At 70.6% G+C, this 23,150-nt stretch carries 17 protein-coding genes and 1 rRNA gene; 12 read left to right on the plus strand and 6 right to left on the minus strand.

The annotated features are described in order from the left end of the window. Positions 1-139: 139 nt before the first annotated feature. A complete protein-coding gene (gene lysX / locus ABD987_RS35475; RefSeq protein ID WP_345404558.1) occupies positions 140-3,463 on the plus strand; it encodes a bifunctional lysylphosphatidylglycerol synthetase/lysine--tRNA ligase LysX in 3,324 nt (1,107 codons plus the stop codon). 193 nt (positions 3,464-3,656) lie between these two features. Further along, positions 3,657-4,235, plus strand: coding sequence for a hypothetical protein (locus tag ABD987_RS35480; protein ID WP_345404561.1), 579 nt, complete (start codon positions 3,657-3,659; stop codon positions 4,233-4,235). On the opposite strand, the gene ABD987_RS35485 is transcribed toward ABD987_RS35480, so the two are convergent. Further along, complete coding sequence (locus ABD987_RS35485) at positions 4,198-4,644, minus strand: MarR family winged helix-turn-helix transcriptional regulator (RefSeq protein WP_345404564.1); 447 nt, start codon at positions 4,642-4,644, stop codon at positions 4,198-4,200. The two genes, ABD987_RS35480 and ABD987_RS35485, sit on opposite strands and share 38 nt — an antisense overlap. 72 nt (positions 4,645-4,716) lie before the next feature. On the opposite strand from ABD987_RS35485, the gene ABD987_RS35490 reads away from it, so the two are divergent. Both ABD987_RS35490 and ABD987_RS35495 read left to right on the plus strand, forming a co-directional pair. Continuing rightward, the gene (locus tag ABD987_RS35490) at positions 4,717-5,931 is read left to right on the plus strand and encodes an MFS transporter (RefSeq protein ID WP_345404567.1); all 1,215 of its coding nucleotides are present in this window, start codon (positions 4,717-4,719) and stop codon (positions 5,929-5,931) included. A gap of 52 nt (positions 5,932-5,983) precedes the next feature. Continuing rightward, positions 5,984-6,568: a DinB family protein gene (locus ABD987_RS35495; RefSeq protein ID WP_345404570.1), complete on the plus strand. Its 585-nt coding sequence runs from the start codon at positions 5,984-5,986 to the stop codon at positions 6,566-6,568. A gap of 36 nt (positions 6,569-6,604) precedes the next feature. Here ABD987_RS35495 and ABD987_RS35500 read toward each other — a convergent pair whose 3' ends face one another. Further along, positions 6,605-7,156 carry a methylated-DNA--[protein]-cysteine S-methyltransferase gene (locus ABD987_RS35500; protein WP_345404573.1) on the minus strand — a complete coding sequence of 184 codons (552 nt, stop codon included), beginning with the start codon at positions 7,154-7,156 and terminating at the stop codon, positions 6,605-6,607. A 101-nt stretch (positions 7,157-7,257) separates the two neighbouring features. Here ABD987_RS35500 and ABD987_RS35505 point away from each other — a divergent pair, with 101 nt between their 5' ends. Then, positions 7,258-8,757, plus strand: a complete 1,500-nt coding sequence (locus ABD987_RS35505) for a S8 family peptidase (protein WP_345404576.1) — start codon at positions 7,258-7,260, stop codon at positions 8,755-8,757. Next, positions 8,754-9,374: a VOC family protein gene (locus tag ABD987_RS35510; protein WP_345404579.1), complete on the plus strand. Its 621-nt coding sequence runs from the start codon at positions 8,754-8,756 to the stop codon at positions 9,372-9,374. The genes ABD987_RS35505 and ABD987_RS35510 overlap by 4 nt, the downstream gene beginning before the upstream one ends. A gap of 86 nt (positions 9,375-9,460) precedes the next feature. Here ABD987_RS35510 and ABD987_RS35515 read toward each other — a convergent pair whose 3' ends face one another. The 3 genes from ABD987_RS35515 to secA2 all read right to left on the minus strand — a co-directional run bounded on the left by ABD987_RS35515 (position 9,461) and on the right by secA2 (position 14,195). Further along, positions 9,461-11,182, minus strand: a complete 1,722-nt coding sequence (locus ABD987_RS35515) for an NAD+ synthase (protein ID WP_345404582.1) — start codon at positions 11,180-11,182, stop codon at positions 9,461-9,463. A gap of 60 nt (positions 11,183-11,242) precedes the next feature. Beyond that, complete coding sequence (locus ABD987_RS35520) at positions 11,243-11,794, minus strand: RNA ligase 1 family protein (RefSeq protein ID WP_345404585.1); 552 nt, start codon at positions 11,792-11,794, stop codon at positions 11,243-11,245. A gap of 76 nt (positions 11,795-11,870) precedes the next feature. After that, positions 11,871-14,195, minus strand: a complete 2,325-nt coding sequence (secA2, locus tag ABD987_RS35525; RefSeq protein WP_345404588.1) for an accessory Sec system translocase SecA2 — start codon at positions 14,193-14,195, stop codon at positions 11,871-11,873. A gap of 101 nt (positions 14,196-14,296) precedes the next feature. Between secA2 and ABD987_RS35530 the strand changes: the two genes are divergently transcribed. Further along, the gene (locus tag ABD987_RS35530; RefSeq protein ID WP_378214132.1) at positions 14,297-15,919 is read left to right on the plus strand and encodes an alpha/beta hydrolase; all 1,623 of its coding nucleotides are present in this window, start codon (positions 14,297-14,299) and stop codon (positions 15,917-15,919) included. A gap of 24 nt (positions 15,920-15,943) precedes the next feature. Beyond that, entirely contained in the window at positions 15,944-17,521 is a 1,578-nt protein-coding gene (locus ABD987_RS35535) for an alpha/beta hydrolase (RefSeq protein WP_345404591.1), read from the plus strand. 98 nt (positions 17,522-17,619) lie between these two features. Here ABD987_RS35535 and ABD987_RS35540 read toward each other — a convergent pair whose 3' ends face one another. After that, positions 17,620-18,285: an LppX_LprAFG lipoprotein gene (locus ABD987_RS35540; RefSeq protein WP_345404594.1), complete on the minus strand. Its 666-nt coding sequence runs from the start codon at positions 18,283-18,285 to the stop codon at positions 17,620-17,622. Positions 18,286-18,403: 118 nt separating this feature from the next. Here ABD987_RS35540 and ABD987_RS35545 point away from each other — a divergent pair, with 118 nt between their 5' ends. From ABD987_RS35545 to ABD987_RS35560, 4 genes are all read left to right on the plus strand, one after another. Further along, positions 18,404-19,693, plus strand: coding sequence for an MFS transporter (locus tag ABD987_RS35545; protein ID WP_345404597.1), 1,290 nt, complete (start codon positions 18,404-18,406; stop codon positions 19,691-19,693). 79 nt (positions 19,694-19,772) lie between these two features. Next, entirely contained in the window at positions 19,773-21,116 is a 1,344-nt protein-coding gene (gene glnA, locus ABD987_RS35550) for a type I glutamate--ammonia ligase (protein WP_345404600.1), read from the plus strand. After that, positions 21,116-22,678, plus strand: coding sequence for an amidase (locus ABD987_RS35555; RefSeq protein ID WP_378214131.1), 1,563 nt, complete (start codon positions 21,116-21,118; stop codon positions 22,676-22,678). Before glnA ends, ABD987_RS35555 begins: the two co-directional genes overlap by 1 nt. Before the next feature lie 399 nt (positions 22,679-23,077). Next, positions 23,078-23,150, plus strand: a 16S ribosomal RNA gene (locus ABD987_RS35560); the annotation flags it as partial.

Genomic DNA, 23,150 nt, shown 5'->3' on the forward strand with positions numbered 1-23,150 from the left:
TCCCACCACCGAGCTACCGCCCTGGGACCAGGCACAGTCCGACTTCGGGATGATGCCCGGAGACAACCCGGCGCGGTTCACTGACGTGGAACAGAGCAGTCGCGGCGCCACCACGGGCGTCCGGGCACGAAAGGCGAAGATGGGAAACCCTGCGAGCGCGCGCACGCGCCTGCCCGCCTGGAAGGCCAAAGCCGGCGGCATCATCGCCACCGTCGTCCAGCTCGCCGCCGTCTTCTCCGTGATACTGCTGATCACCAACGGCCCGCACGGCCGGACGATGAACGGCATCGACATGCTGTTCTCCGCGTTCAGCGTGCCCACCAACTCCAGCCTGGTCATCGTGCTGCTGCTCGTCGTGCTCGGCGCGGCGCTGCGCCGCCGCAAACGCGCCGCGCTCTACACGCTGGTGTTGTTCCAGGTCGGCGGCCTGATCATGACGCTCGTGCTCCAGGCGCTGTTGCTGTGGTGGCCGGAGCTGCTGTCGCTGGGCCCCAAGCAGATCCGCCACATTCCCGGGCACGTGTGGGCGCTGACCCTCGCCGACCTGGTCACGATCGGACTGCTCGTCTTCCTGCTCCGGCTGCGCCCCGCCTTCCCCGCCCGGCTCGCCCCGAGTGCCTGGCGGGACGGGCTGTCGGTCCTGCTGGGCGGGTTCGCCGCCGTGATCGTGCTGGGCTGGGCGCTGAGTGAGGCGTTCCCCGGCCACCTCGGCGACGCCTGGGAGCGCTTCGCCTGGGTCGTCAACCACGCGACGGGTGAGAACATCAAGCTCAAGCGGTTCGGGGTCGGGGAGGGGCCAGGCTGGCTGAACCTGCTGCTCGACATCGGCGCCACCGCCGTGGTCACCGGCGCGCTGTACACCCTGTTCCGCGGCGTCCGCAGCAGGCGCCTGCGTACCGACGACGAGGAACTCCGGTTGCGCGGCCTGCTGGCCGAGCACGGCGAGGGCGATTCGCTCGGCTACTTCGCCACCCGCCGCGACAAGAGCGTCGTGTTCTCTTCGAACGGCCGGGCCGCGGTCACCTACCGCGTCCTCGGCGGCACCAGCGTGGCCAGCGCCGACCCGATCGGTGATCCCGAGTCCTGGCCGGACGCGGTCCGCGCGTGGCTGGACGAAACCCGTGTCTACGGCTGGACTCCCGGCGTGCTCGGCGCGAGCGAACAGGGCGCGAAGGTCTACACCGACGCCGGACTGCGGGCGCTGGAAATCGGCGACGAAGCGGTGCTCGACATCCGCGAGTTCAGCCTCGCCGGCCCGGAGCGCCGCTCGGTGCGGCAGGCGGTGAAGCGCATCGAACGCGCCGGGTACACCTCACAGGTCCGTCGCCACGGTGAGATCCCGGCGGACGAGATGAGCGCGTTGCTCGCCCACGCCCAGCAATGGCGTGGCGCCGAGACCGAGCGCGGGTTCTCGATGGCGCTGGGCAGGCTCGGTGATCCGAGCGACGGCCGCAGCGTCATGGTCGAGGCGTACGACGCGCGGGGCGAGCTGCGCGGCCTGCTTTCGTTCGTGCCGTGGGGACGTCGCGGTCTGTCGCTGGACCTGATGCGGCGCGACCGGGACGCCGAGAACGGTCTCAACGAGTACCTGATCGCCGAGGTCGTCGCGGCGGGCCAACACCTTGGCGTGCAACAGATCTCGCTCAACTTCGCGATGTTCCGCGCGGTGTTCTCCGAGGGCGAGCGGATCGGCGCGGGCCCGGTACTCCGCGCCTGGCGGGGCGTTCTCGGCGTCGCGTCCCGGTTCTTCCAGCTGGAGTCGCTGTACCGGTCCAACGCCAAGTACGGGCCGGACTGGGTGCCGCGGTTCCTCTGCTACTCCTCGGCACGCCGGCTGCCCAGGGTCGGCATCGTTGCCGGCGCGCTCGAAGGGTTCGTGCCCACCCGCGGGACGCGGTCGTTGCGGCTGGAGACCGTCAGCGACGAGTTCGTCGCGCGGGTCAAGCGGATCGACGAGGACGCCGCGCGCCCGAAGGTCCGGGAAACCCGGCGCCCCGAACAGGTCCGGGTCCGGGTGGCGAAGCTCGACCGGCTCCGCGCGGCGGGCATCGACCCCTACCCCGTCGGGTTCGAGCGGGACGACCTGCTCGGCGACGTGGTGAAGAAGTTCGGCGGCCTCGCCCCGGACACGCGCACCGGACATCGCGTGCGGGTGGCCGGCCGCGTGCTGGCGCTGCGCAACCTCGGCGGGCTGTGTTTCGCGCGGGTCAAGGACTTCTCCGGCGAGATCCAGCTGATGCTCGACGCGTCGGTGCTCGACCTCACCGGCTGGCGGACCGGGATCGACCTCGGTGACCACGTCGGGGTGAGCGGCCAGGTGATCACCTCGAAACGGGGCGAGCTGTCCGTGCTCGTCGACGAGTGGACGGTCACCGCGAAGTGCCTGCATCCCTTGCCGGACAAGCGAAAGGGCCTGACCGACCCGGAGACGCGGGTGCGGCAGCGCTACCTCGACCTCGCGGTGAACCCGGACGCGGCGACCATGCTGCGGCTGCGGTCGACCGTGGTGCGCGCGGTGCGGGAACGGCTGCACCACCGCGACTACCTCGAAGTCGAGACCCCGATGCTGCAGACGGTGCACGGCGGTGCGAACGCGCGGCCGTTCGTCACCCACATCAACGCCTATGACATGCGGATGTACCTGCGGATCGCGCCGGAGCTGTACCTGAAACGGCTGTGTGTGGCCGGGGTGGAGCGGGTCTTCGAGCTCAACCGCAACTTCCGCAACGAGGGTGTCGACGCGACGCACAACCCCGAGTTCACCATGCTCGAGGCGTACCAGGCCTACGCCGACTACGGCACCATGCGGAAGCTGACGCGCGAGCTGGTGCAGCAGGCGGCGGTCGCGGCCTACGGCGCGGAGGTGGTCCGGCGGCCGGGCGCGAACGGGAAACTCACCGAGTACGACATCTCCGGTGACTGGCCGGTGATCCCGGTGCACCAGGCGGTGTCCGCGGCGCTGGGCGAGGAGATCGACGCGGGGACGCCGGTGGAGACGCTGCGGCGGCTGTGCGCCCGCGCCGGCGTGCCGATCGGCGAGGACGCCGGGCACGGCGACCTGGTGCTCAAGGCACACGAGCACCTCGTCGAAGGCGCGACGGTGTTGCCGACCTTCTACACCGACTACCCGACCGACGTCTCCCCGCTGACGCGTCAGCACCGCGTCGACCCGCGGCTGGCCGAACGCTGGGACCTGATCGCGTTCGGCTCCGAGGTCGGGACCGCCTACACCGAGCTGACCGACCCGATCGAGCAGCGGCGGCGCCTGGAAGCGCAGTCTCTGCGCGCGGCGAGCGGGGACGTCGAGGCCATGGAACTCGACGAGGACTTCCTGCTCGCCCTCGAACACGGGATGCCGCCCACCGGCGGGCTCGGCATCGGCATCGACCGGCTGCTCATGATGCTCACCGGCGCCTCGATCCGGCAGACCGTGCTCTTCCCCTTCGTACGCCCGCAGACCTGACGGAGAAGCAAGGGACCTTTACTACCGTTGTATGCGCGCGCATACAACGAGAGCAAAGGTCCCTTGCTCTCGTCCGGCGAGAGCAAAGGTCCCCCGCTCCCGGACCGCCGCGCCACCCACCCGAACGCGCCACAAAGTCGTCGCCGAGCGATTAATCCGTGTCACACGTGCCCGGGTCGCCTAGGGTGTGCTGGTGCGTGCTGCGCGGCTGGTCGCCCTTGTCCTGGTTGGACTCGGCGTCGTGGCCTATTGCTCGTGGCCGCTCGAATTCCTGGTCACCACCGGGGTGTCGCCGCTGCACGACCCAGTCGGCGATCTGCTCACCGGACATCCGCTGTTCCGCGGCGCGCAAGTCGTTGCGGGGAGCGCTTTCCTGCTCGCCGGTCCGCCGCTGGTCCGGCTCGCCCCGGTGCACTGGACGGGCCGCCTGACCGCGGGGTCGGTCAGCCTGTTCGGCGCGCTCGTCTTCGCCTATGCCCTCTATCCGGGCAGCGTCGCCATCAGCCTGCTCACGAACATCACCTTCGTCGTCGGCTCGTGCAGCCTCGTGCTCTGGTGGCCGCCGGGCTGGCGGGAAAGCGCCATCATCGGCCTGGTGCTCGTCGTGCTCACCTGGCTGGCCGTGCTCGTGGCCGGTTCGCTCGGCCCCGAGCACTTCGCCGGGCTGGCCACCCGCGCGCAGCATGTGGTCCGCGCCGCGCAACTGGTGCTCGGCGCGTTGTACGTCCTCCGCGTCACCCCTGCGTCGCGATATGTGCCTCGAGCCGGCTGAGCAGTTCGAGCAGGGTTCGCCGTTCCTCGGCTTCGAGCACGGAGAAGGTGTCGTCGGCGTGAGTGCGCTGAATCCGCTCGATCTCCTTCAGCCGTTCACGCCCGGACTCGGTGATCGCCAGCAGGCTCGCGCGCCGGTCGGTGGGATCCGGTTCGCGACGCAGCAGTCCGTCGCGTTCGAGCGCGTCCACCGCTGACGTGATCGCCCGCCCGGTCACGCCGAGCCGCTCGCGCACCTCGCCCATCCGCGGCCGATCGCCGAGCATGTCGACCACCAGCAGCAACTGGACCTGCGCGGTCGGCCAGCCCTTCCGCGCGTAGGGCGCGCCCGCGTAGCGGCGCATGACGTGGGTGATGCGCCGCAGCGCGTCCGCCAGCTCCGCTCCGGTCGGGGCTTTCTCCGTTGACATACCCCGGAGTTTACCCGCAAAGTATATAGGAGAAATTGATACTAAGTACTTTGACATCATCTGGGGGATTACGTGACTCTCTGGACGAACCGGACTTTCGTCCTGCTCCTCACCTGCGCGACGATCTCCGCGCTGGGAACGGCCGCCTCGCAGGTGGCGGTGATCTTCGCCGTCCGCGGCATCGGTGGCACGCCGGGGGACATCGGCCTGGTCGGCGCGGCCGGTCTCGTCCCGGCGCTGGCGTTCTTCCTGATCGGCGGGGCCGTCGCGGACAGGTGGCCGCGCAACCTCGTCCTCGTCGCCGCCGGCAGCCTGTCGGCGTTGAGCCAGGGTGTGCTCGCGGTCCTGGTGCTCACCGGACAAGCTCGTCTCGGGCACATCGCTGCGGCGGCCGCCGCGAACGGCCTCGCGACGGCCTTCGCCATGCCCGCGTCACGAGGACTGGTGATGCGGACGGTGACCAGGGAACACGGGCCGCGGGCGTTCGCCACGTTCCGGCTCGGGCTCAACCTCGCGCAGATCGGCGGCGCCGCGCTCGGCGGCACGCTCGTCACGGTCGCCGGTGCGGGATGGGTGCTCGCGATCGACTCGCTGACCTTCGCCGTCGGCGTCCTGCTCGGGCTGCTCATGCGGATCGAGGGCACCATCACCGTGCGCGGACATCTCGGGCGGGATCTGCGCGAGGGCTGGGCCGAACTGCGTTCCCACCGCTGGCTCGGCCCGGTGATCGTCCAGTTCGCGGCGGTCAACGCGCTGGCGGTCGGTGCCTACGAACTGGTTCTCGGGCCTGTCGACGCGGCGGAAACCCTGGGCGGCGCGGCCGCGTGGGGAGCGATAACGGCGTGCGACGCCGCGGGCATGGTCCTCGGCGGACTGCTGATGGTGCGGTTCACCGCGGCCCGGCCGCTCGTCGCGGCGGTCGCCGGTGGAGCGCTCACCGTGTCGCCGATGGTGGCCATGGCGGCCGCCGCCCCGTCGGCCGTGGTGTGCGTGGCCGCGGTCGCCGCCGGGGCGGGGGTCGAGGTCTTCGGGGTGAACCTGATGGTCATGCTGCACCGTGAAGTCCGGCCGGACCGGTTGTCCCGGGTGTCGGCCTACCAGTCCCTCGCGGGTTTCGGGCTGACACCGGCGGGCGCGGCACTCGCCGGGCCGCTGGCGGCGGTGACCGGGATCCGCGGTGCATTGTGGACGGCCAGCGCGGCGTTGCTGCTGGTCGCGTGTGTCGTGCTGGGGCTGCCCGCGGTTCGCGCGGCGCGCGAGGACACCGAAACTGTCGGTGCCGGGTGAGAGGATGCCTTCAATCGAAAACGTCCTCCGACTCCCGGAAGAGAGGTCCACCATGGCGGGAAACGTTCCCCCGGTCGCCGACGAGCGTGAAGGTCTGCTGAAGTTCCTGGAACAGCAGCGGCATGTGCTGCGGATAGCCGCGTACGGGCTCACCGACGAGCAGGCCAGACTCGTGCCGAGCCGCAGCGCGCTCAGTGTCGGCGGGCTCATCAAGCACGTAGCGTCCGTTGAGGACGGTTGGATCGACATCATGCTTCAGTTGCCACAGAAGGAAAGGAATCCGGAGGACTACGTCGACGGGTTCCGTCTCATCGAGGGGGAAACACTCGAAGGTGTGCTCGCCCAATATGACGAGGTGGCCAGGCGCACCGAGGAGGTCATCGCCGGGATCCCGGATCTCGGCAGGCCCGTCCCGGTGCCGAAGGGCGTGCCCTGGTTCCCGAAGGACGTCGAAGCCTGGTCGGTGCGCTGGGTCCTGTTCCATCTGATCCAGGAGACCGCGCGGCACGCCGGGCACGCCGACATCGTGCGTGAACACATCGACGGGGCCACCGCGTTCCCGTTGATGGCCGCCGCCGAGAACTGGCCGGAGACGCCATGGATGAAGGCGTGGAAACCCGAACCCTCATCGGCGTGATCGGTCCACAAGCGACACCGGATGGGAGGTGGTGACTCAGAACAAGGTCGGTTCGTCCGCCAGCGCGCCCTCGATGACGAGCATGCGGCGCTTGGTCGTGACGCCGCCCCGCGCGGAGAATCCGCCGTCCTTGCCACCGGCGGCGAGCACCCGGTGGCAGGGCACGATGATCGGGAACGGGTTGCGCCCCAGCGCCTGGCCGACAGCCTGCGCCGAGCCGGGCATGCCCAGCCGGTCGGCGATGTCGCCGTAGGTCAGTGTCCTGCCCGGTGGGATGGCACGCGTGATTTCGTAGACGCGGCAATGGAATTCCGGCACACCGGTCAGGTCGAGCTCGATGTCGTGCAGCGGCTTCGGCTCACCGTCCATCAGGGCGACGATCTCGGCGATGGCCGAGCGCATCGCTTCCGGTGGCGCCGATTCGACGGCGTCCGGAAACCGTGTGGTCATGCGGGATCGCGTGCGCTCGGCGCTGCCCTCGGGCAGCTGGACGCCGAGCACGACGTCCGCCTGCCAGGCGAGCCCGCAGGGGCCGATGGCGGTGTCGAACACGGCGAAGCCCTGCGGCGGGAACTCCTTGTCCGTCATGCGCCCAGCCTACGAGAAGAACCGCCCGAAGAGGGATGCCGTCCGCGCGGCCGATCGCTAGGTTCTGTCCGGGGGATTTGCCGGATTGAGGAGGTCGGTCGGTGACGGGCAGGAACACACGTGCGCGCAGAGCGCTGGGGGTGGCGGTGGTGACCGCCGTGCTGGGCACGGGGCTCGTCGCCCCGGCGGCGGCTTCGGCGGCATCGGCAGTTTCGGCGGCGGAGCGCGACGAGGCACCGCCGGTGCTGACGACAGCACCGGAGGCGGCCGCGGTGGCACCCGGAACCCTGGTGCTGCCGCATGTCGTGGTCACCCGCGCGGACCGGCTGCACACCTGGTGGGCCGAACTCGCCGTGCGCCACGCGGGCGGCACCGTCGTGTCCTCGTACCCGCAGGTCGGGGTCGTGGTGGCGTACACGGCGAAGGACGACTTCGCGGCAAAAGTCCGCGGCACGTGGGGAATCGACGCCGTCGGTGCGACGCGGACCGCGAAGGTCCCGGTGGAGTTCTTCGCCGCCAGGAAGGACGTCCGCTACACCGGGCCCGGATCGCCGAACTCCGGCCAGGTGCCCGCCGAGGGCACGGCGTGGGACGCGCCGGCACTCGGGCTCGACGCCGCGCACAAGGTCTCCGACGGCAGCCGCCGGGTCGTCGCCGGAGTGCTGGACACGGGGGTGGACGACACTCACCCCGAACTCGCGGGCGCGTTCGACGCGCGGAACTCGGTGTCCTGCCTGTCCGGCTGGGCGGACCGCAGCCCCGGTGCGTGGCGGCCGACCCTGGACGGGCACGGCACCCACGTCGCGGGGACCATCGCCGCGGCACGCAACGGCACCGGCGTCGTCGGCATCGCCCCTGGCGTGCGGCTCGCGTCGGTGAAGCTGGCCGAGCTGGACGACACCGAAACGGCCGAGAGCATGGTGTGCGGCTTCGTGTGGGCGGCCGAGCACGGATTCTCCGTCACGAACAACAGCTACCGCTCGATCCCGTGGCGCTACAACTGCGACAACCAGGTCGACCAGGCGGCGATCAAGCTGGCCGTCGGCAGGGCGGTCGCCTACGCGCAGCGCCGCGACGTGCTCGTCGTGGCGTCCGGCGGCAACGCCGGTATCGACCTCGACACCCGGTCGGCCGACACGGAAAGCCCGGCCGACAGCACTCCGGCGCCACGCCCGATCGACACGAGCTGCATCCGGCTGCCGCACGAACTCCCCGGCGTCGTCGGTACCGGCGCGCTCGACGAGAAGCTGGTCAAAGCCTCGTTCTCGAACTATTCGTCCTCGCGGATCACCGTTGCCGCCCCGGGCGCGCGGGTCTGGTCGACCTGGCCCGGCGGCCTGTACCGCTCGGCCAGCGGTACCTCGATGGCGTCGCCGCACGCGACCGGCGTGGCCGCGTTGATCGCGAGCGAACACCCGCGCTGGAGCGCCGAGCACGTCAAGCGCGCCCTGTACGCGACGGCGAGGCCGCTGGCCTGCCCCGATCCGTACGACCCGAACGGAGACGGCAAGCCGGACGGCGTCTGCAAGCCCGCACCGGCCGGAAACACCTTCTACGGGCACGGCCTCGTCGACGCCGCCGCGGCGGTGGGCGCTCGATGACCTTCGCGCTCGATCACCTCGTGTTCGCCGGCCCCGACCTCGGGGCCGCGGTCGCACACGTCGCCGAACTGACCGGCGTCGAACCCGTGCCGGGCGGCAGCCACGTCGGCCTCGGTACCGCGAACCACCTCGCCGACCTCGGCGCGGGTGCCTACCTGGAGGTCATCGGCCCCGACCCGGCGCAGCCGGAGCCCTCGGCGCCGCGCCCGTTCGGCATCGACGACCTTCGCGAGCCCGCGCTGGTGACCTGGGCGGTGCGCACCCCCGACATCGACGTAGCCGTCGCCGGCGTCCGAGCCGCCGGATACGACCCCGGTGACGCCCACGACATGTCCCGGGACGCGCAGGGTGAGCTCCTGTCCTGGCGGCTGACCACGCCGGGCGGTCTCGACGGACTCGCGCCGTTCCTCATCGACTGGGGGAGCACGCCCCACCCGACCACCAGGGGCCTGCCGAAGATCCCGCTCCTGATGGTGACCGGGGTGCACCCCGACCCGGCGGCCGTCGACGTCGTGACCCGCGCGCTCGGCCTGGAGCTGCTGGTCCGCCGCGACCGAAAGCCGGGCCTGGTCGCCGTCCTGCGCCGGCCCGACGGCGCCCAGGTCACCCTGAGCTGAGAAGAGCAAGGGACCTTTGCTCTCGTTCCATGCGCGCGCATAGAACGAGAGCAAAGGTCCCTTGCTCCACTTCGTGGTCCGGGGAGCTACGCCTTGCCCTCGCGCCAGGCGTTGGTGATCGGCAGCCGCCGGTCCCGGCCGAACGCCTTGAAGGTGATCTTCGTGCCCGGCGGGTACTGGCGGCGCTTGAACTCGGCCTTGTCGACCATGCGGACCACCCGGTCGATGGTCTCCGGCTCGAACCCGGCTTCGAGCAGGTCGGCGTACCCGCGGTCGCCCTCGACGTAGTCGTCGAGGATGTCGTCGAGCAGCGCGTAGTCCGGCAGCGAGTCGGTGTCGAGTTGGTCGGGACGCAGCTCGGCCGAAGGCGGCTTGGTGATCGAGTTCGGCGGGATCGGCGGCGTCTCGCCGCGCTTCTCCGCTTCGGCGTTGCGCCAGCGGGCCAGATGCCACACGTGGGTCTTGAAGACGTCCTTGATCGGCGCGAACGCGCCCACCGCGTCGCCGTAGATCGTCGAATAGCCGACGGCCAGCTCCGTCTTGTTGCCCGTGGCCAGCACCAGGTGACCGTCCAGATTGGACAGTGCCATGAGCAGCATGCCCCTGGCCCGCGCCTGGACGTTCTCCTCCGCGAGCCCGGTGAGCTTCAGCTGGTCGACGTAGACCCGGACCATGTCCTCGATCGGCTCGACCCGGAAGTGCGCGCCGATCCGCCGGGCGAGGTCGGCGGCGTCGCCCTTGGAGTGGTCCGAGGAGTACCGCGACGGCATCGAGACGCCGTAGACGTTGTCACCGCCGAGGGCGTCCGCGGCCAGCGCGGCCACCACCGCCGAGTCGATCCCGCCGGAGAACCCGAAGACGACCGACGAGAACCCGTTCTTGTGGACGTAGTCGCGGAGCCCGACGACCAGCGCCGACCACACCTCGGCCTCGTCGGACAGCGGTTCGCTCACCACCGACCCGGTCAGCGGCTCGTAGGCGGGGAGCGGCTCTTCGCCCAGCACCCGCCGGCGGACGTGCAGGCCGTCGAGCGCGCCGTCCGTGACGTGCCCGCCCGCGTCGAGGTCCAGATCGGTCACCAGCAGGTGCTCGACGAATTGCGGCGCCCGCGCGAGCACGGTCCCGTCCGCGCCGACGACCAGCGAGTCCCCGTCGAAGACCAGGTCGTCCTGGCCGCCGATCTGGTTGGTGTACACCAGCGGGGCACCGGCCTCGGCGGCGCGCCGCGCGATCAGCGGGACCCGCACGTCGTCCTTGGCCCGCTCGTACGGTGACGCGTTCGGCGCCACGACGAGGTCGACCCCGGCCCTGCCCAGCGCCGAGATCGGGCCGCCCTCCTGCCAGATGTCCTCGCAGATGACCATGCCGATGTCGAGACCGTGCAGCCGCACGACGTCGAGGGTCGTGCCCGGCTTGTACCAGCGGTGCTCGTCGAACACGCCGTAGTTGGGCAGGTGGTGCTTGAACTGCCGGGCCACCACCTCGCCGCGGTACAGCGCCGCGGCCGCGTCCCTCGGGCCCTCCTCGTCGAGGTCGAGGTAGCCGACGTAGGTGAGCACGTCACCGCAGCCCGCTTCGTCGAGCCGTCGCGCGAGGATCTCGAGGCTCTTGCGGGAGGCCTCGGCGAACGTCTTCCGCAGCGAGAGGTCCTCCACCGGGTAACCGGTCAGGGACATCTCGGGGAACACGACCACGTGGGCCCCGGCCTCGGCGGCCTTGCGGGTCCACGCGACGGTCAGCGCGGAGTTGCCGTCGAGGTCGCCGACGGTGGGATTGACCTGGGCGAGCGCGATGCGCAGTTGCGGCATGCGCACATTCTGGCTCACGGCCACCCGCCCGGCCGAGCGAATGTGGGCGAAAAGCCACCCTCAGCCGGAGAAGCGCGCGTCCCGGTGCTTGAGCTTCGCCATGCGGCCGTCCGGGTGATGCCAGACGACGCCTTCGAACTCCGGGTGCGCCAGCAGCCACGCCATCAGCCCGTCGAAGTCGCGCGGCACATCGTCGAACCGCTCCGCGGCCGCGTGCCGCACCAACCGGTGTGCGCCCAGCTGTTCCGGGTCGCCGTTGATCTTCGGCCCGCACAGCTCGTAAGTGCCCGGCGCCGCTTCGGGAAACTCCGCTCGCGCCTGCTCGAAGAACTTCGCGAACGCCGACTGCTCGACCGGCTCCCAGCCGACGGTCTTTCCCGTCGCCGGATCGGTCTGCACGGCCTCGAACCCGGCGGGCGCGCTCCTGCCCGCCTTCACCTCCCGCCGTGCCCACCACACGCCGGACTCGTCGAGCCGCACACAGGTGCCGTCGTACTTGCGGGTGGGCACGCCCTGGCCGTCGAGCACCCACCGGCAGTCGGGGTGCACGTCGCGGGTGACGCGCCGGAGGTCTTCGGGATCGCGCCGGAACAGTGTCGGGATCTTGCGCACGCCCCCATTCTTCCGGGGCCGGCAACCGAAAACCCCCGCCCGGTGAACTGGACGGGGGTTTTTCGGGACCGCGAGACTACTTGCGCCGGATCATGCTGCGCACCTTCTTGACCGTCTGCTCGAAGTCGGAGTCGAACGGGTTGTCGTGCACCAGATAGGTCCACGTCGTGTTCGCCCGCCGCACCCCGGCGTCGGCAAGATCGATCCCGTCATCGGTGATCTCGGCTTCTTCCAGCGTCTTCGCCGCCCGCGTTGCCGCCTCCGGGATGATCTTGTGGAACTCCGGGATCGCCGCGCGGTGGAACTCGTCCAGCGGGGTCTCCCGCGCCAGCGCCCGCAGGTGGATGCTCTCGCGGACGTCGGTCAGGTACGCCAGGTGATCCGACCACAGCTGGTCGAGGTGATACAGCAGCACCTCGCGGGAGATCTGCTCCAGACGGGCCTCGTCGTCGAGCTTCTCCTTGAGCTCGGCGAACTTCTCCGGCTGCGCCTTCTCCAGCTCCTCGGCCGCCAGCGTCGTCCGCAGCACCTTGTCGCGGTGTGCCAGCAGGTCGCCGCGCTGCCGCTCGATCAGCCGCGTGTACCGCCAGGTGTTGCGGTGGATCTCCAGGTCGACGCCCTCGGCCACGCGCTGGGCGTGGTTGATCTGCCGCAGCGCCGCCGGGTCGGTGATCTCGCCGGTCTCCTCGTCCGAATCGATGCCTTCGGGGATGTCGGGCGCGTTCGAGAGCACGAGTTCGTCGTTGAGGCTGGCGAAGAAGATCGCGCTGCCCGGGTCGCCCTGCCGCCCGGACCGGCCGCGCAACTGCCCGTCGAGACGGCTCGACGGGTACCGCGCGGTGCCGATCACGTGCAGCCCGCCCAGCTCGACGACCTCCTCGCGGCTTTCGCCGTCCGTGCCGCCCAGCCGGATGTCGGTACCGCGGCCCGCCATCTGCGTGGACACCGTGACCGCGCCCTTCTTACCCGCCTCGGCGATGATCGCGGCCTCTTCGGCGTCGTTGCGCGCGTTGAGCACGATGGACTCGAGCCCGACCTTGGCCAGCTTCTCCGCCAGCTCCTCGGACTCGGCGACGTCCTGGGTGCCGACCAGGATCGGCCGCCCGGTCTCGTGCACCGTCCGGACCTCCTCCTCGATCGCGCGCAGCTTCTGCGACGGCGACGCGAAGATCCGGTCCGCCAGGTCCTCACGCACGTTCGGGGTGTTCGGCGGGATCACCGCGACCTCGAGCTTGTAGAACTCGCGCAGCTGCTCGGCGACCGCGACCGCGGTACCGGTCATCCCGGCCACCTCGGGGTAGCGCGCGAGCAGCGCCTGCACGGTGATCGAGTCGAGGATCTCGCCATGGTCGGTCGCGGTGACCTGCTCCTTCGCCTCGACCGCCGCCTGGAGCCCGTCCGGCCAGCGCTGCAACTCGGCGACCCGGCCGCGGGCGGCGTTGATCAGCTGCACCTTGCCGTCGCGGACCAGGTAGTCGACGTCGCGGGTCAGCAGCGCGTGTGCGTGCAGCGCCACGTTCACCGCCGCGAGCCGGTCGGAACCGGAGTCGCCGTAGAGGTCGATGCCGCCGAGCGACTTCTCGACCACGGACGCGCCCGCGGTGGTCAGCCACGCGTTCCGGCCGTCGGAGTCGGTTTCGTAGTGCAGGCCGAGCCGCAGCCTGCGGACGATGTTCGCGACCTCCTCGTCGGCGTCACTGTGGTCGATCGACCCGGCCATGACCAGCGGCACGCGCGCCTCGTCGACCAGCACCGAGTCGGCCTCGTCGACGATCGCGACCTCGGGCGCGGGCTGGACGAGGTCCTCCTCACGGGTGACCAGGCGGTCCCGCAGCACGTCGAACCCGATCTCGGCGACGGCGCCGTAGGTGACCTCCTTCGCGTAGGCCTCCTTGCGGTCCTCGCGCGAGTGCGCCGGCTCGACCCAGCCGACCGACACGCCGAGCAGGGCGTAGACCGGGCCCATCCACTCCGCGTCCCGCCGGGCGAGGTAGTCGTTGACCGTGACCACGTGCGCGCGCTTGCCGCGCAGCGCGTAGCCCGCCGCGGCCAGCGCGCCGGCGAGCGTCTTGCCCTCACCGGTCTCCATCTGCACGACGTGCCCGGTCAGCAGGCCCATCGTGCCCAGTACCTGAACGTCGAAGGCCCGCTCGCCCAGTGCGCGCCGTGCCGCCTCGCGGCCCAGCGCGCACACCTCCACCAGCTGGTCGTCGCCGAAGCCCGTGCTCTCGCGGACCTTGCCGGCGCGCTCGGTCAGCTCCTCGTCGGAAAGCTTCTCCAGCTCGGGTTCGAGCTTTTCGACGGCGGGCAGCAGTGCTTCGTACCGGGTCAGCTCGACGCTGCCCGGGCGCTGGATGATCCGGCGGAGCCGCTTGCCCACCCGGCTGATCAGTGCTGCCACCCCTGGTCTCCCGTCTATCTGTGTCCGAGCACACCCCGTCCCGACCAACGCGGGACAGGTGCGTCCGAGTTCCGCGCCTGCCCGGATGGCACGATCCAACCGTGCCCTCCCACATCAGCGCCAGGTCCCGTACCCGCCGAATCACCGCGCTCGCGGCGTCCGGCCTGCTCGCCGTCACGCTGGCCGCGTGCTCGACGAGCGGGAAGTCCGAGCCACCCGCGCCGTCGACCGAGTCGCACGCGCCGGTCGGGGCGGTGCCCGCCGGGCTGGAACGGTTCTACGGACAGAGTGTGACCTGGGCCGACTGCGCACCCTACGCGACCTCCGCCGACGCGAAATCCGCGTTTCGTACGAAAGATGTCCAGTGCGCCAGGCTGACCGTGCCGCTGGACTACGGCAAACCGGACGGATCGACGATCACGCTGGGCCTGCTCCGGCGCAAGGCGACCGATCCGGCCGCGCGGATCGGCTCGCTGGTGGTCAACCCGGGCGGGCCGGGGGCCTCCGGGATGACCGCCGCGGCCGGGCTCGCCGGGCAGACCGCGAACAGCGCGCTCGGGAAGCGCTTCGACCTGGTCGGTTTCGACCCGCGGGGGATCGGCGCGAGCGAACCGCAGATCCGCTGCTTCACCGACAGCGAGCGCGACGCGGACCGCGCGGACGACATCGAGACCGACGGTTCACCGGCCGGAGTGGCCAGGCAGGAGCAGCAGAAGAAGGACTTCGCCGCGAAGTGCGGGCAGCGCACCCGGCACGGCGACGAGATGCTCGCCAACGTCGGCAGCCGCGACGTCGCGAAGGACATGGACGTCCTGCGGTCGGTGCTCGGCGACGAGAAGCTCACCTACCTGGGCTACTCCTACGGCACCCGGATCGGGACGACCTACGCGGAGGAGTTCCCGCGCAACGTGCGCGCGATGATCCTCGACGGCGCCGTCGACCCCGACCAGAGCTCGACCGACTCACTGGTCGCGCAGGGCGCCGGGTTCGGCAAGGCGTTCGGGGAGTTCGCCCGGTGGTGTGCCGGTCAGCAGGACTGCGCGCTGGGCCACGACGCCGGCGCGGCGGTGAAGGCGTACCAGGACCTGGTGCGCAGGCTGATCGACTTCCCGGTCCCGGTCGGCGACGGCAGGAAGCTCTCCTACGAGGACGCCACCACCGCCACGATCCAGGCCCTCTACCAGCAGAGCCTGTGGGAATCGCTGAACACCGGGCTCAACGAGCTGAAGCTCCAGCGCGGTGGGACCCTCGAAAAGCTCGCCGACCTGTACAACGAGCGCGGCGCGGACGGCCGGTACGGGACGACGCAGGACGCGTTCACCGCGATCCGCTGCGTCGACGACCCCCGGGTCACCGATCCGAAGGTGATCGAGCAAGCGCAGCAGAAGTACGTCCAGGTGGCGCCGTTCCTCGACGACGGCCGTCCGGCCAGCGCCGCGCGGGACGCGTGCGCGTTCTGGCCGGTGCCGAACACTTCGCAGCCCCACCTGCCGAACGTCGAAGGCCTGCCGAAGCTGCTGGTCATCTCGACGACCAACGACCCGGCGACGCCGTATCAGGCCGGGGTGAACCTGGCGAAGGCGCTCAAGGGAGCTTTGCTGACGTTCGAGGGCACCCAGCACACCGTGTTCCTGCAGGGCGTCGGATGCGTGGACAAGGCGGGCACGGACTACCTCGTCGACGGCACCCTGCCCGCGGAGGGGAAGCGCTGCGCGGCGTCCTGAGCGTCCGGCTGGGAGGATCGGGCGATGGCCCGATCCCGCCATGCCCTCGCCGCGCTGGCGGCGGCGGTGGCTCTGACGTCGTGCTCGGCGCCCGCTCAGGTGCCTGTCGAAACATCGCGACCGACGCCTTCGCCGTCGCCGCTGCCGTCGACGCTGGCGAAGTTCACCGGGCAGAAGCTCGAATGGGAGCCGTGCACGCCGTACGCGAGTAACGAGCTCTCGCGGAGGTCTTTTAGCGACAAGTCGACAGAGTGCGCCAGGCTGACCGTGCCGCTCGACTACCAGGACCCGGCGGGCGATACGATCACCCTCGGCCTGCTCCGCCGCAAGGCGGCCGATCCCGCCACGCGGATCGGTTCGCTGGTGGTCAACCCGGGCGGGCCGGGCGCGTCCGGGATGAACGCCGCGGCGGCCTACGCCCGGAGCCGGGAAGCGGCTCCGCTGGTGCGGCGGTTCGACCTCGTCGGGTTCGACCCACGGGGCGTGGGCGCGAGCCGGCCGCGCGTCCGCTGCTCCACGGACGCGGAATGGGACGCCGACCGCGCCTCGGACAGCGAAAGCGACACTTCCCCGGCGGGAACGGCGAAGCAGCTCGCCGACGCCAGGGACTACGGTGCAAAATGCGCCCAGCGCACCGAGCACGGAGCGCGGCTGCTGGCGAACATCGGCACGCGTGACGTCGTCCGCGACCTCGACGTCCTGCGTGCGGTGCTCGGCGACGAGAAGCTGACGTATCTCGGCTACTCGTACGGCACGCAACTCGGCGCCGCGTACGCCGAGGCGCATCCGGACAGGGTGCGGGCGATGCTGCTCGACGGTGCCGTCGATCCCGCCCAGGACATCGCGGAGTCACTGGTCACGCAGATGGCGGGTTTCCAGGGCGCGTTCACCGAGTTCGCGAAGCGGTGCGCCGCTCGGGAGGGCTGCGCCCTCGGCCGGGATCCGGCCGCCGCGACCCAGCGGTTCCAGCAGCTCGTGCGGCCGCTGAGTACGAGACCGGTGCCCGCCGGGAACCGGAAGCTGTCCTTCGAAGACGCCGTGACCGGCACGAGCGCGGCCCTGTATTCACCGGGTAACTGGCCCTCGCTCGAAGCCGCGTTGGCGCAGCTGGCCGAGGGACGGGGTGAGTCGCTGCTGGCGCTGGCCGACGGCTACTACTCGCGGCAGCGGGACGGCGGCTACGCGGGAACGGTCGACACCTATTTCGCGGTCCGCTGCGTAGATTTCGCCCGGTTGAGTGACCGCGCGGCGATCGACGCCGCGCACCAGCGGATGCTGCGCGGCGCGCCGTTCCTCGCCGGCGGCACGCCGGACATGAGCGAACTCGACATCTGCTCGTCCTGGCCGGTGCCGCCGACGTCGTCCGCCCACGTCCCGAAGGCCGATGGGCTGCCCCCGCCGCTGGTCGTCTCGACGACGCGCGACCCGGCGACCCCGTACGACCAGGGCGTCCGCCTCGCGAAGGACATCAAGGGAGCTTTGCTCACGTTCGACGGCGTCCAGCACACCGTCTTCCTGGGCGGCAACGAGTGCGTGAACCGCGCGGGCATCGCCTACCTCCTGGACGGCACCCTGCCCGCCGAAGGCACCCGCTGCTCCTGACCCCGGCCCGGGCGAAGCAAGGGACCTTTACTACCGTCCGTTAGCGCGCTAACCATTAGCCCGCTAACGAACGAGAGCAAAGGTCCCTTGCTCCCACTTCAGCGAAGCACGACCGCGTTCTGCCTGGTCAACGCCAACTCGAACATCACAGGGCTCTGGTGCTCACCCGGCGGCGGCACCTGGAGCCACAGCCGTACGAACCGCCGCGGCTCGCTTTCGGACATCCACACCTTCACGATCACGTCCGCGTGAATCTGCGGGAGCACCCGTGTCGCCACCGCCGCCGGAACGACGCCGCCGACCCGGAAGGCGTCGACGTCCTCCACCCGCTCCCGCCGCTCCGTCACCGCCGACCCGACCCCGTCGAGCAGCCGCCGCAGCCCGCCGTCCGGTCCCAGCAACGCCGGCACCGCGTACTCCGGCGGCACCGGCCCGCGCGAGGTGCCCGACGGATCCGTCCGCGTCACCTCGCCGCCGCGCAGATCGAACGTGAACTTCGTCCGCCGCACGTCGTCCTGCACGTCCGCGGACCCCGTGGCGCGGCCGCCGTCGTCGAGCGTCGCGTCGCCCTCGATCTGCCGCAGCGGGAACCCCGGTAAGACCCCGTTCACGCCCAGCGAAAAGTGCGTGCTCCGGACGGTCGCGAACGTCCGGGCAGCGGCGGAGACCAGTTCGGCCCCGGCGGGCAGCGGAGGTTCCGGCGACGCCGCGCACCCGCTGGTCAGCCCGAGCACGAGCGCCAACACCAAGCGAAGGCGACGCATGGCCCGGAGCCTACTGAGCGCCTCGGAGTGGTTGCCGTCACACCTATGGCCCGATCCTTTCGAGCAGTGTCCTTCCAGCCGCTGTCGGCTTCGCCAGCGCGAAAGCGAAACTGCCTCAGTGACCGTCGAGACCCGTGAAACCCGTCCCGCACGCCGCCTCCACCGCGCCTGGTTCATCGCCGGGGCCGCGTTCGTCGCGCTGCTCGCCGCGGCCGGCTTCCGCGCCGCCCCCGGCGTCCTCATCGATCCCCTGCACGACGAATTCGGCTGGTCGCGCGCCACCATCGGCGCCGCCGTGTCGGTCAACCTCGTGCTCTACGGCCTGTTCTCGCCGTTCGCCGCCGCACTCATGGAGCGCTTCGGCGTCCGCCGCGTCGTCGCCACCGCGTTGTTCGTCGTCGCGCTCGGCGCCGGCGGCACCGTGTTCATGACGGCGAGCTGGCAGCTCATCCTGTGCTGGGGCGTGCTCGTCGGCGTCGGCACCGGATCGATGGCGATGAGCTTCGCCGCGACCGTCGCCGCGCGCTGGTTCGTCCGCAGCAGGGGCGCCGTCACGGGCGTGCTCACCGCCGCGGGAGCCACCGGCCAGCTCATCTTCCTGCCGCTGATCTCGAACCTCGCGATCAGCGACGGCTGGCGCACCGCTTCACTCGTCATCGCGATCGCGTCGCTCGCCGTCGTCCCGGTGGTGCTGCTCGTCATCCGCGATCACCCCGCCGACATCGGGACCACCGCCTACGGCGCCCCGCCGGAGACCGAGATCGCCCGTCCCGCCGCCAGGACCGGCACCGCGAGCCGCGCGCTCGGCGTGCTCGGCAAGGCCGCGCGCACCAGGACGTTCTGGCTGCTCGCCGTCGGGTTCGCGATCTGCGGAGCCACCACGAACGGGCTCGTCAGCACCCACTTCGTGCCCGCCGCCCACGACCACGGGATGCCGCAGACGACCGCGGCCGGGCTGCTCGCGCTGGTCGGGGTCTTCGACGTCATCGGGACCGTCGCCTCCGGCTGGCTCACCGACCGCGTCGACCCGCGGATACTCCTCGGCGTCTACTACGCGCTGCGCGGCCTGTCCCTGGCCCTGCTGCCACAGCTGTTCACCGACTCGGTCCAGCCGAGCATGTGGGCGTTCATCCTGTTCTACGGCCTCGACTGGGTCGCCACCGTGCCGCCGACCGTCGCGCTCTGCGTCCGGAAGTTCGGCGACGCCGGTCCGATCGTCTTCGGCTGGGTCTTCGCGTGTCACCAGCTCGGCGCCGCCTTCGCCGCCTCGGCCGCGGGCGCCGTCCGCGACCACTTCGGGGACTACGCCATCGCCTGGTACGTCGCCGCGGGACTCGCCGTGATCGCTTCGGTGGCGTCGTTGGCGGTCACCCGATCGGGACGCCGTGAAGCCGTCTTCGCCACCTGAGCGGGGGATCTCACCCACTTCGGACTCAGTCGGCGCGTCGCGAAACATCCCGTTAACACGCTGTGGTTAGGGTGCGGCCATGGATCGCCAGCAGGAGTTCGTGCTCCGTACCCTGGAAGAGCGCGACATCCGTTTCGTCCGGCTGTGGTTCACCGATGTGCTGGGGTTCCTCAAGTCCGTGGCCGTCGCGCCCGCCGAACTGGAGGGTGCTTTCACCGAGGGCATCGGCTTCGACGGCTCGGCCATCGAGGGGTTCGCGCGGGTCTACGAATCCGACATGATCGCCAAGCCCGACCCGGCCACCTTCCAGGTCCTGCCGTGGGAAACGCCGGAGGGCGGTCCGTACTCCGCGCGGATGTTCTGTGACATCGCGATGCCGGACGGCTCGCCGTCCTGGGCCGACCCCCGGCACGTGCTGCGCCGCCAGCTGTCCAAGGCGGGCGAGGCGGGATTCACCTGCTACGTCCACCCGGAGATCGAGTTCTTCCTGCTCGCCAACCTGCCCGAGGACGGCAGCGAACCCGAGCCCGCCGACAACGGCGGCTACTTCGACCAGGCCAGCCACGCCACCGCGACGCACTTTCGTCGTCACGCCATCGAAACGCTCGAAGCGATGGGCATCTCGGTCGAGTTCAGCCACCATGAGGGCGCGCCCGGCCAGCAGGAGATCGACCTCCGCTACGCCGACGCGCTGACCATGGCCGACAACGTGATGACGTTCCGCTACGTCGTCAAGGAGGTCGCGCTGACCCAGGGCGTCCGCGCGACGTTCATGCCGAAGCCGTTCACCGACCAGCCAGGGTCGGGCATGCACACCCACGTCAGCCTCTTCGAAGGCGACCGGAACGCCTTCTACGACGCCGAGGACCCGTACGAGCTGTCCGCCACCGGCAAGGCGTTCGTCGCCGGTTTGCTGCACCACGCCAAGGAGATCTCCGCGGTCACCAACCAGTGGGTGAACTCCTACAAGCGGCTGATCAGCGGAAGCGAGGCGCCGACGACGGTCTCCTGGGGCCGCGCCAACCGCTCGGCGCTCGTGCGGGTACCGATGTACTCGCCCGGCAAGGCGTCCTCCCGGCGCGTCGAGATCCGCACCCTCGATTCCGCCTGCAACCCGTATCTTGCGTACTCCGTTATCCTGGCCGCGGGCCTCAAGGGCATCGAGAAGGGCTACGAGCTTCCGCCGCCCGCCGAGGACGACATCTGGCAGCTTTCCGACGCCGAGCGCCGTGCCGCCGGCTACGCGCAGCTGCCGCAGAATTTGGGGGAGGCGCTCGCGGAAATGGAAAAGTCCGAACTCCTGCCGGATGCACTCGGTGAGCACGTCTACGACTTCTTCCTGCGGAACAAACGTTCCGAATGGGACAACTACCGCAGCGCGGTCACCCCGTACGAACTCCGGACGCTCCTCCCGGTGCTGTGATGCGGCGGCGGATGAGGTCCCGTGTCCTGTCCGCCCTGGTCGTCGCTCTCAGCCTGGCCGCCGTCGCACCCGCGACGGCGTCGGCGGGTGACCTCGACCTCGACTCCGCGACGATCCCGTCGCTGCAGGCCCGGATGTCCGCCGGGCGCCTCACCGCCACCCGCCTGACGGCGGCCTACCTCGACCGCGTGCGCGCCGTCGACCGCAAGGTCAACGCGGTCCTCGCGGTCAACCCGGCGGCGCTGGCGCAGGCCAGGGAAAGCGACGCCCGGCGCCGCGCCGGTCACCTGCGTGGCCCGCTCGACGGCATCCCGGTACTGGTCAAGGACAACGTCGACACCCGCGACCAGCAGACCACCGCCGGTTCCCGCGCACTGCGCAGCCGCCCCGCCAAGGACGCCACGCTGATCACCCGGCTGCGTGGCGCGGGCGCGGTGATCCTCGGCAAGGCCAACCTGTCCGAATGGGCCAACTTCCGCGCCGCGAAGCCGACCTCCGGCTGGTCCGGCGTCGGCGGGCAGACCGGTAACCCGTACGTCCTGGACCGGAACCCGTGCGGTTCATCGGCCGGTTCGGCCGCCGGCGTCGCGGCCTCGCTCGCGCAGGTCGCCATCGGCAGCGAGACCGACGGTTCGATCGTCTGCCCCGCCGGGATGACCGCCACGGTCGGGCACAAGCCGAGCGTCGGCCTGGTCAGCCGGACGGGCGTCGTCCCGATCTCCGCCGAGCAGGACACCGCGGGCCCGATCGCCCGCCATGTTGTCGACGTCGCGCTGACGCTCTCGGTCCTCCAGGGCCGTGACCCCGCCGACCCGGCGACCGGCGCGTACCCGCCCGACCAGCCGACGGACTACGCGCGACTGCTCAGGCCCGGTGCCCTGCGCGGTGCGCGCATCGGGATCTGGCGCCTGCCGGTGCTCGGCCCCGACGTCGACGCCGTGGTCACCCGGACGAAGGCCGCGCTCGCCAAGGCCGGTGCCGAGGTCGTCGAGGTCGAACTGCCGTACCAGGACCGCATCGGCCAGCTGGAGTTCCCCGCGCTGCTCACCGAGTTCCACCGCGACATCGACCGCTACCTCGCGACGCGCACCGGCGTGCCGCGCGACCTGGCGGACCTCATCGCCTACAACCGCGCCGACCCGCTGGAACAGACCTGTTTCGCCGGGCAGGAACTCTTCGAACGCGCACTCGCCGCACCCGGCCCCGACGACCCGAAGTACCTCGCCACGCGTGCCGAGCTCAACGACCTGGCGCGCCGTTCGATCGACGAGACGGTGGCGAAGTACCACCTCGACGCGATCGCGTCGCCGACGAATCCGCCCGCGTGGAAGACCGACTGCACGAAGGGGGACAACGACGTGATCCCGTCCTCGACCCCCACCGCGGTCGCCGGCTACCCGGACGTCACCGTCCCCGCCGGTTCGATCGGGCCGCTCCCGGTCGGGATCTCGTTCATGGCGGGCCGATGGTCGGACGCCCGGATGCTCGCCTTCGCCGCCGACTTCGAACGGTCCGTCCCCGCCCGCGAACGCCCGCACTACCTCCCGACCCTCGATCACTAGCGATTCACGGCCCTGACCTGCGTCGATGCCGTTAAGTGACCCCCCTGTTTTCGGGCGGTTCCGGGCCATGTAATCTTCTCTTCGTCGCCAGGAACACCGGGCCGCCGGGGCCGAAAGCCCCGAGGTCAGGCGCCAGGGCCGAGCGGGTTGACACCGCGAACCGGACCAGGTAACGTTCAGCGTCGGCCCTCGAGCGGCCGCCGAATCCCTACGACTAACATCGTAGGATGAGGCATGCTCGGCCAAAAGTTTGTGAATATCGCTTGAAGCAATTCAGTGTGTTGCTTGAGAACTCAACAGTGTGCTAGTGAACTAAGCCAGTAGAGCTTATTGTTTGAAACCCTACCTCGTTGGGGTTTCCTTTGAGAGCATTACATGCCTCGATCGAATTTGAAGACATTGTTGGAGAGTTTGATCCTGGCTCAGGACGAACGCTGGCGGCGTGCTTAACACATGCAAGTCGAACGCTGAA

It is taken from the genome of Amycolatopsis samaneae, from assembly GCF_039541975.1.
Lineage (GTDB): Bacteria > Actinomycetota > Actinomycetes > Mycobacteriales > Pseudonocardiaceae > Amycolatopsis > Amycolatopsis samaneae.

Bases quoted from the DNA above. Each gene is read 5' to 3' on its own strand.
- ABD987_RS35535 (WP_345404591.1), top strand. From the start codon at position 15,944: ATGGCCCGATCCCGCCATGCCCTCGCCGCGCTGGCGGCGGCGGTGGCT.
- ABD987_RS35485 (WP_345404564.1), bottom strand. From the start codon at position 4,644: ATGTCAACGGAGAAAGCCCCGACCGGAGCGGAGCTGGCGGACGCGCTG.
- ABD987_RS35500 (WP_345404573.1), bottom strand. From the start codon at position 7,156: ATGACGGACAAGGAGTTCCCGCCGCAGGGCTTCGCCGTGTTCGACACC.
- ABD987_RS35495 (WP_345404570.1), top strand. From the start codon at position 5,984: ATGGCGGGAAACGTTCCCCCGGTCGCCGACGAGCGTGAAGGTCTGCTG.
- ABD987_RS35515 (WP_345404582.1), bottom strand. From the start codon at position 11,182: ATGCCGCAACTGCGCATCGCGCTCGCCCAGGTCAATCCCACCGTCGGC.
- lysX (WP_345404558.1), top strand. From the start codon at position 140: ATGGGAAACCCTGCGAGCGCGCGCACGCGCCTGCCCGCCTGGAAGGCC.
- ABD987_RS35555 (WP_378214131.1), top strand. From the start codon at position 21,116: ATGCGGCGGCGGATGAGGTCCCGTGTCCTGTCCGCCCTGGTCGTCGCT.
- ABD987_RS35540 (WP_345404594.1), bottom strand. From the start codon at position 18,285: ATGCGTCGCCTTCGCTTGGTGTTGGCGCTCGTGCTCGGGCTGACCAGC.
- ABD987_RS35510 (WP_345404579.1), top strand. From the start codon at position 8,754: ATGACCTTCGCGCTCGATCACCTCGTGTTCGCCGGCCCCGACCTCGGG.
- glnA (WP_345404600.1), top strand. From the start codon at position 19,773: ATGGATCGCCAGCAGGAGTTCGTGCTCCGTACCCTGGAAGAGCGCGAC.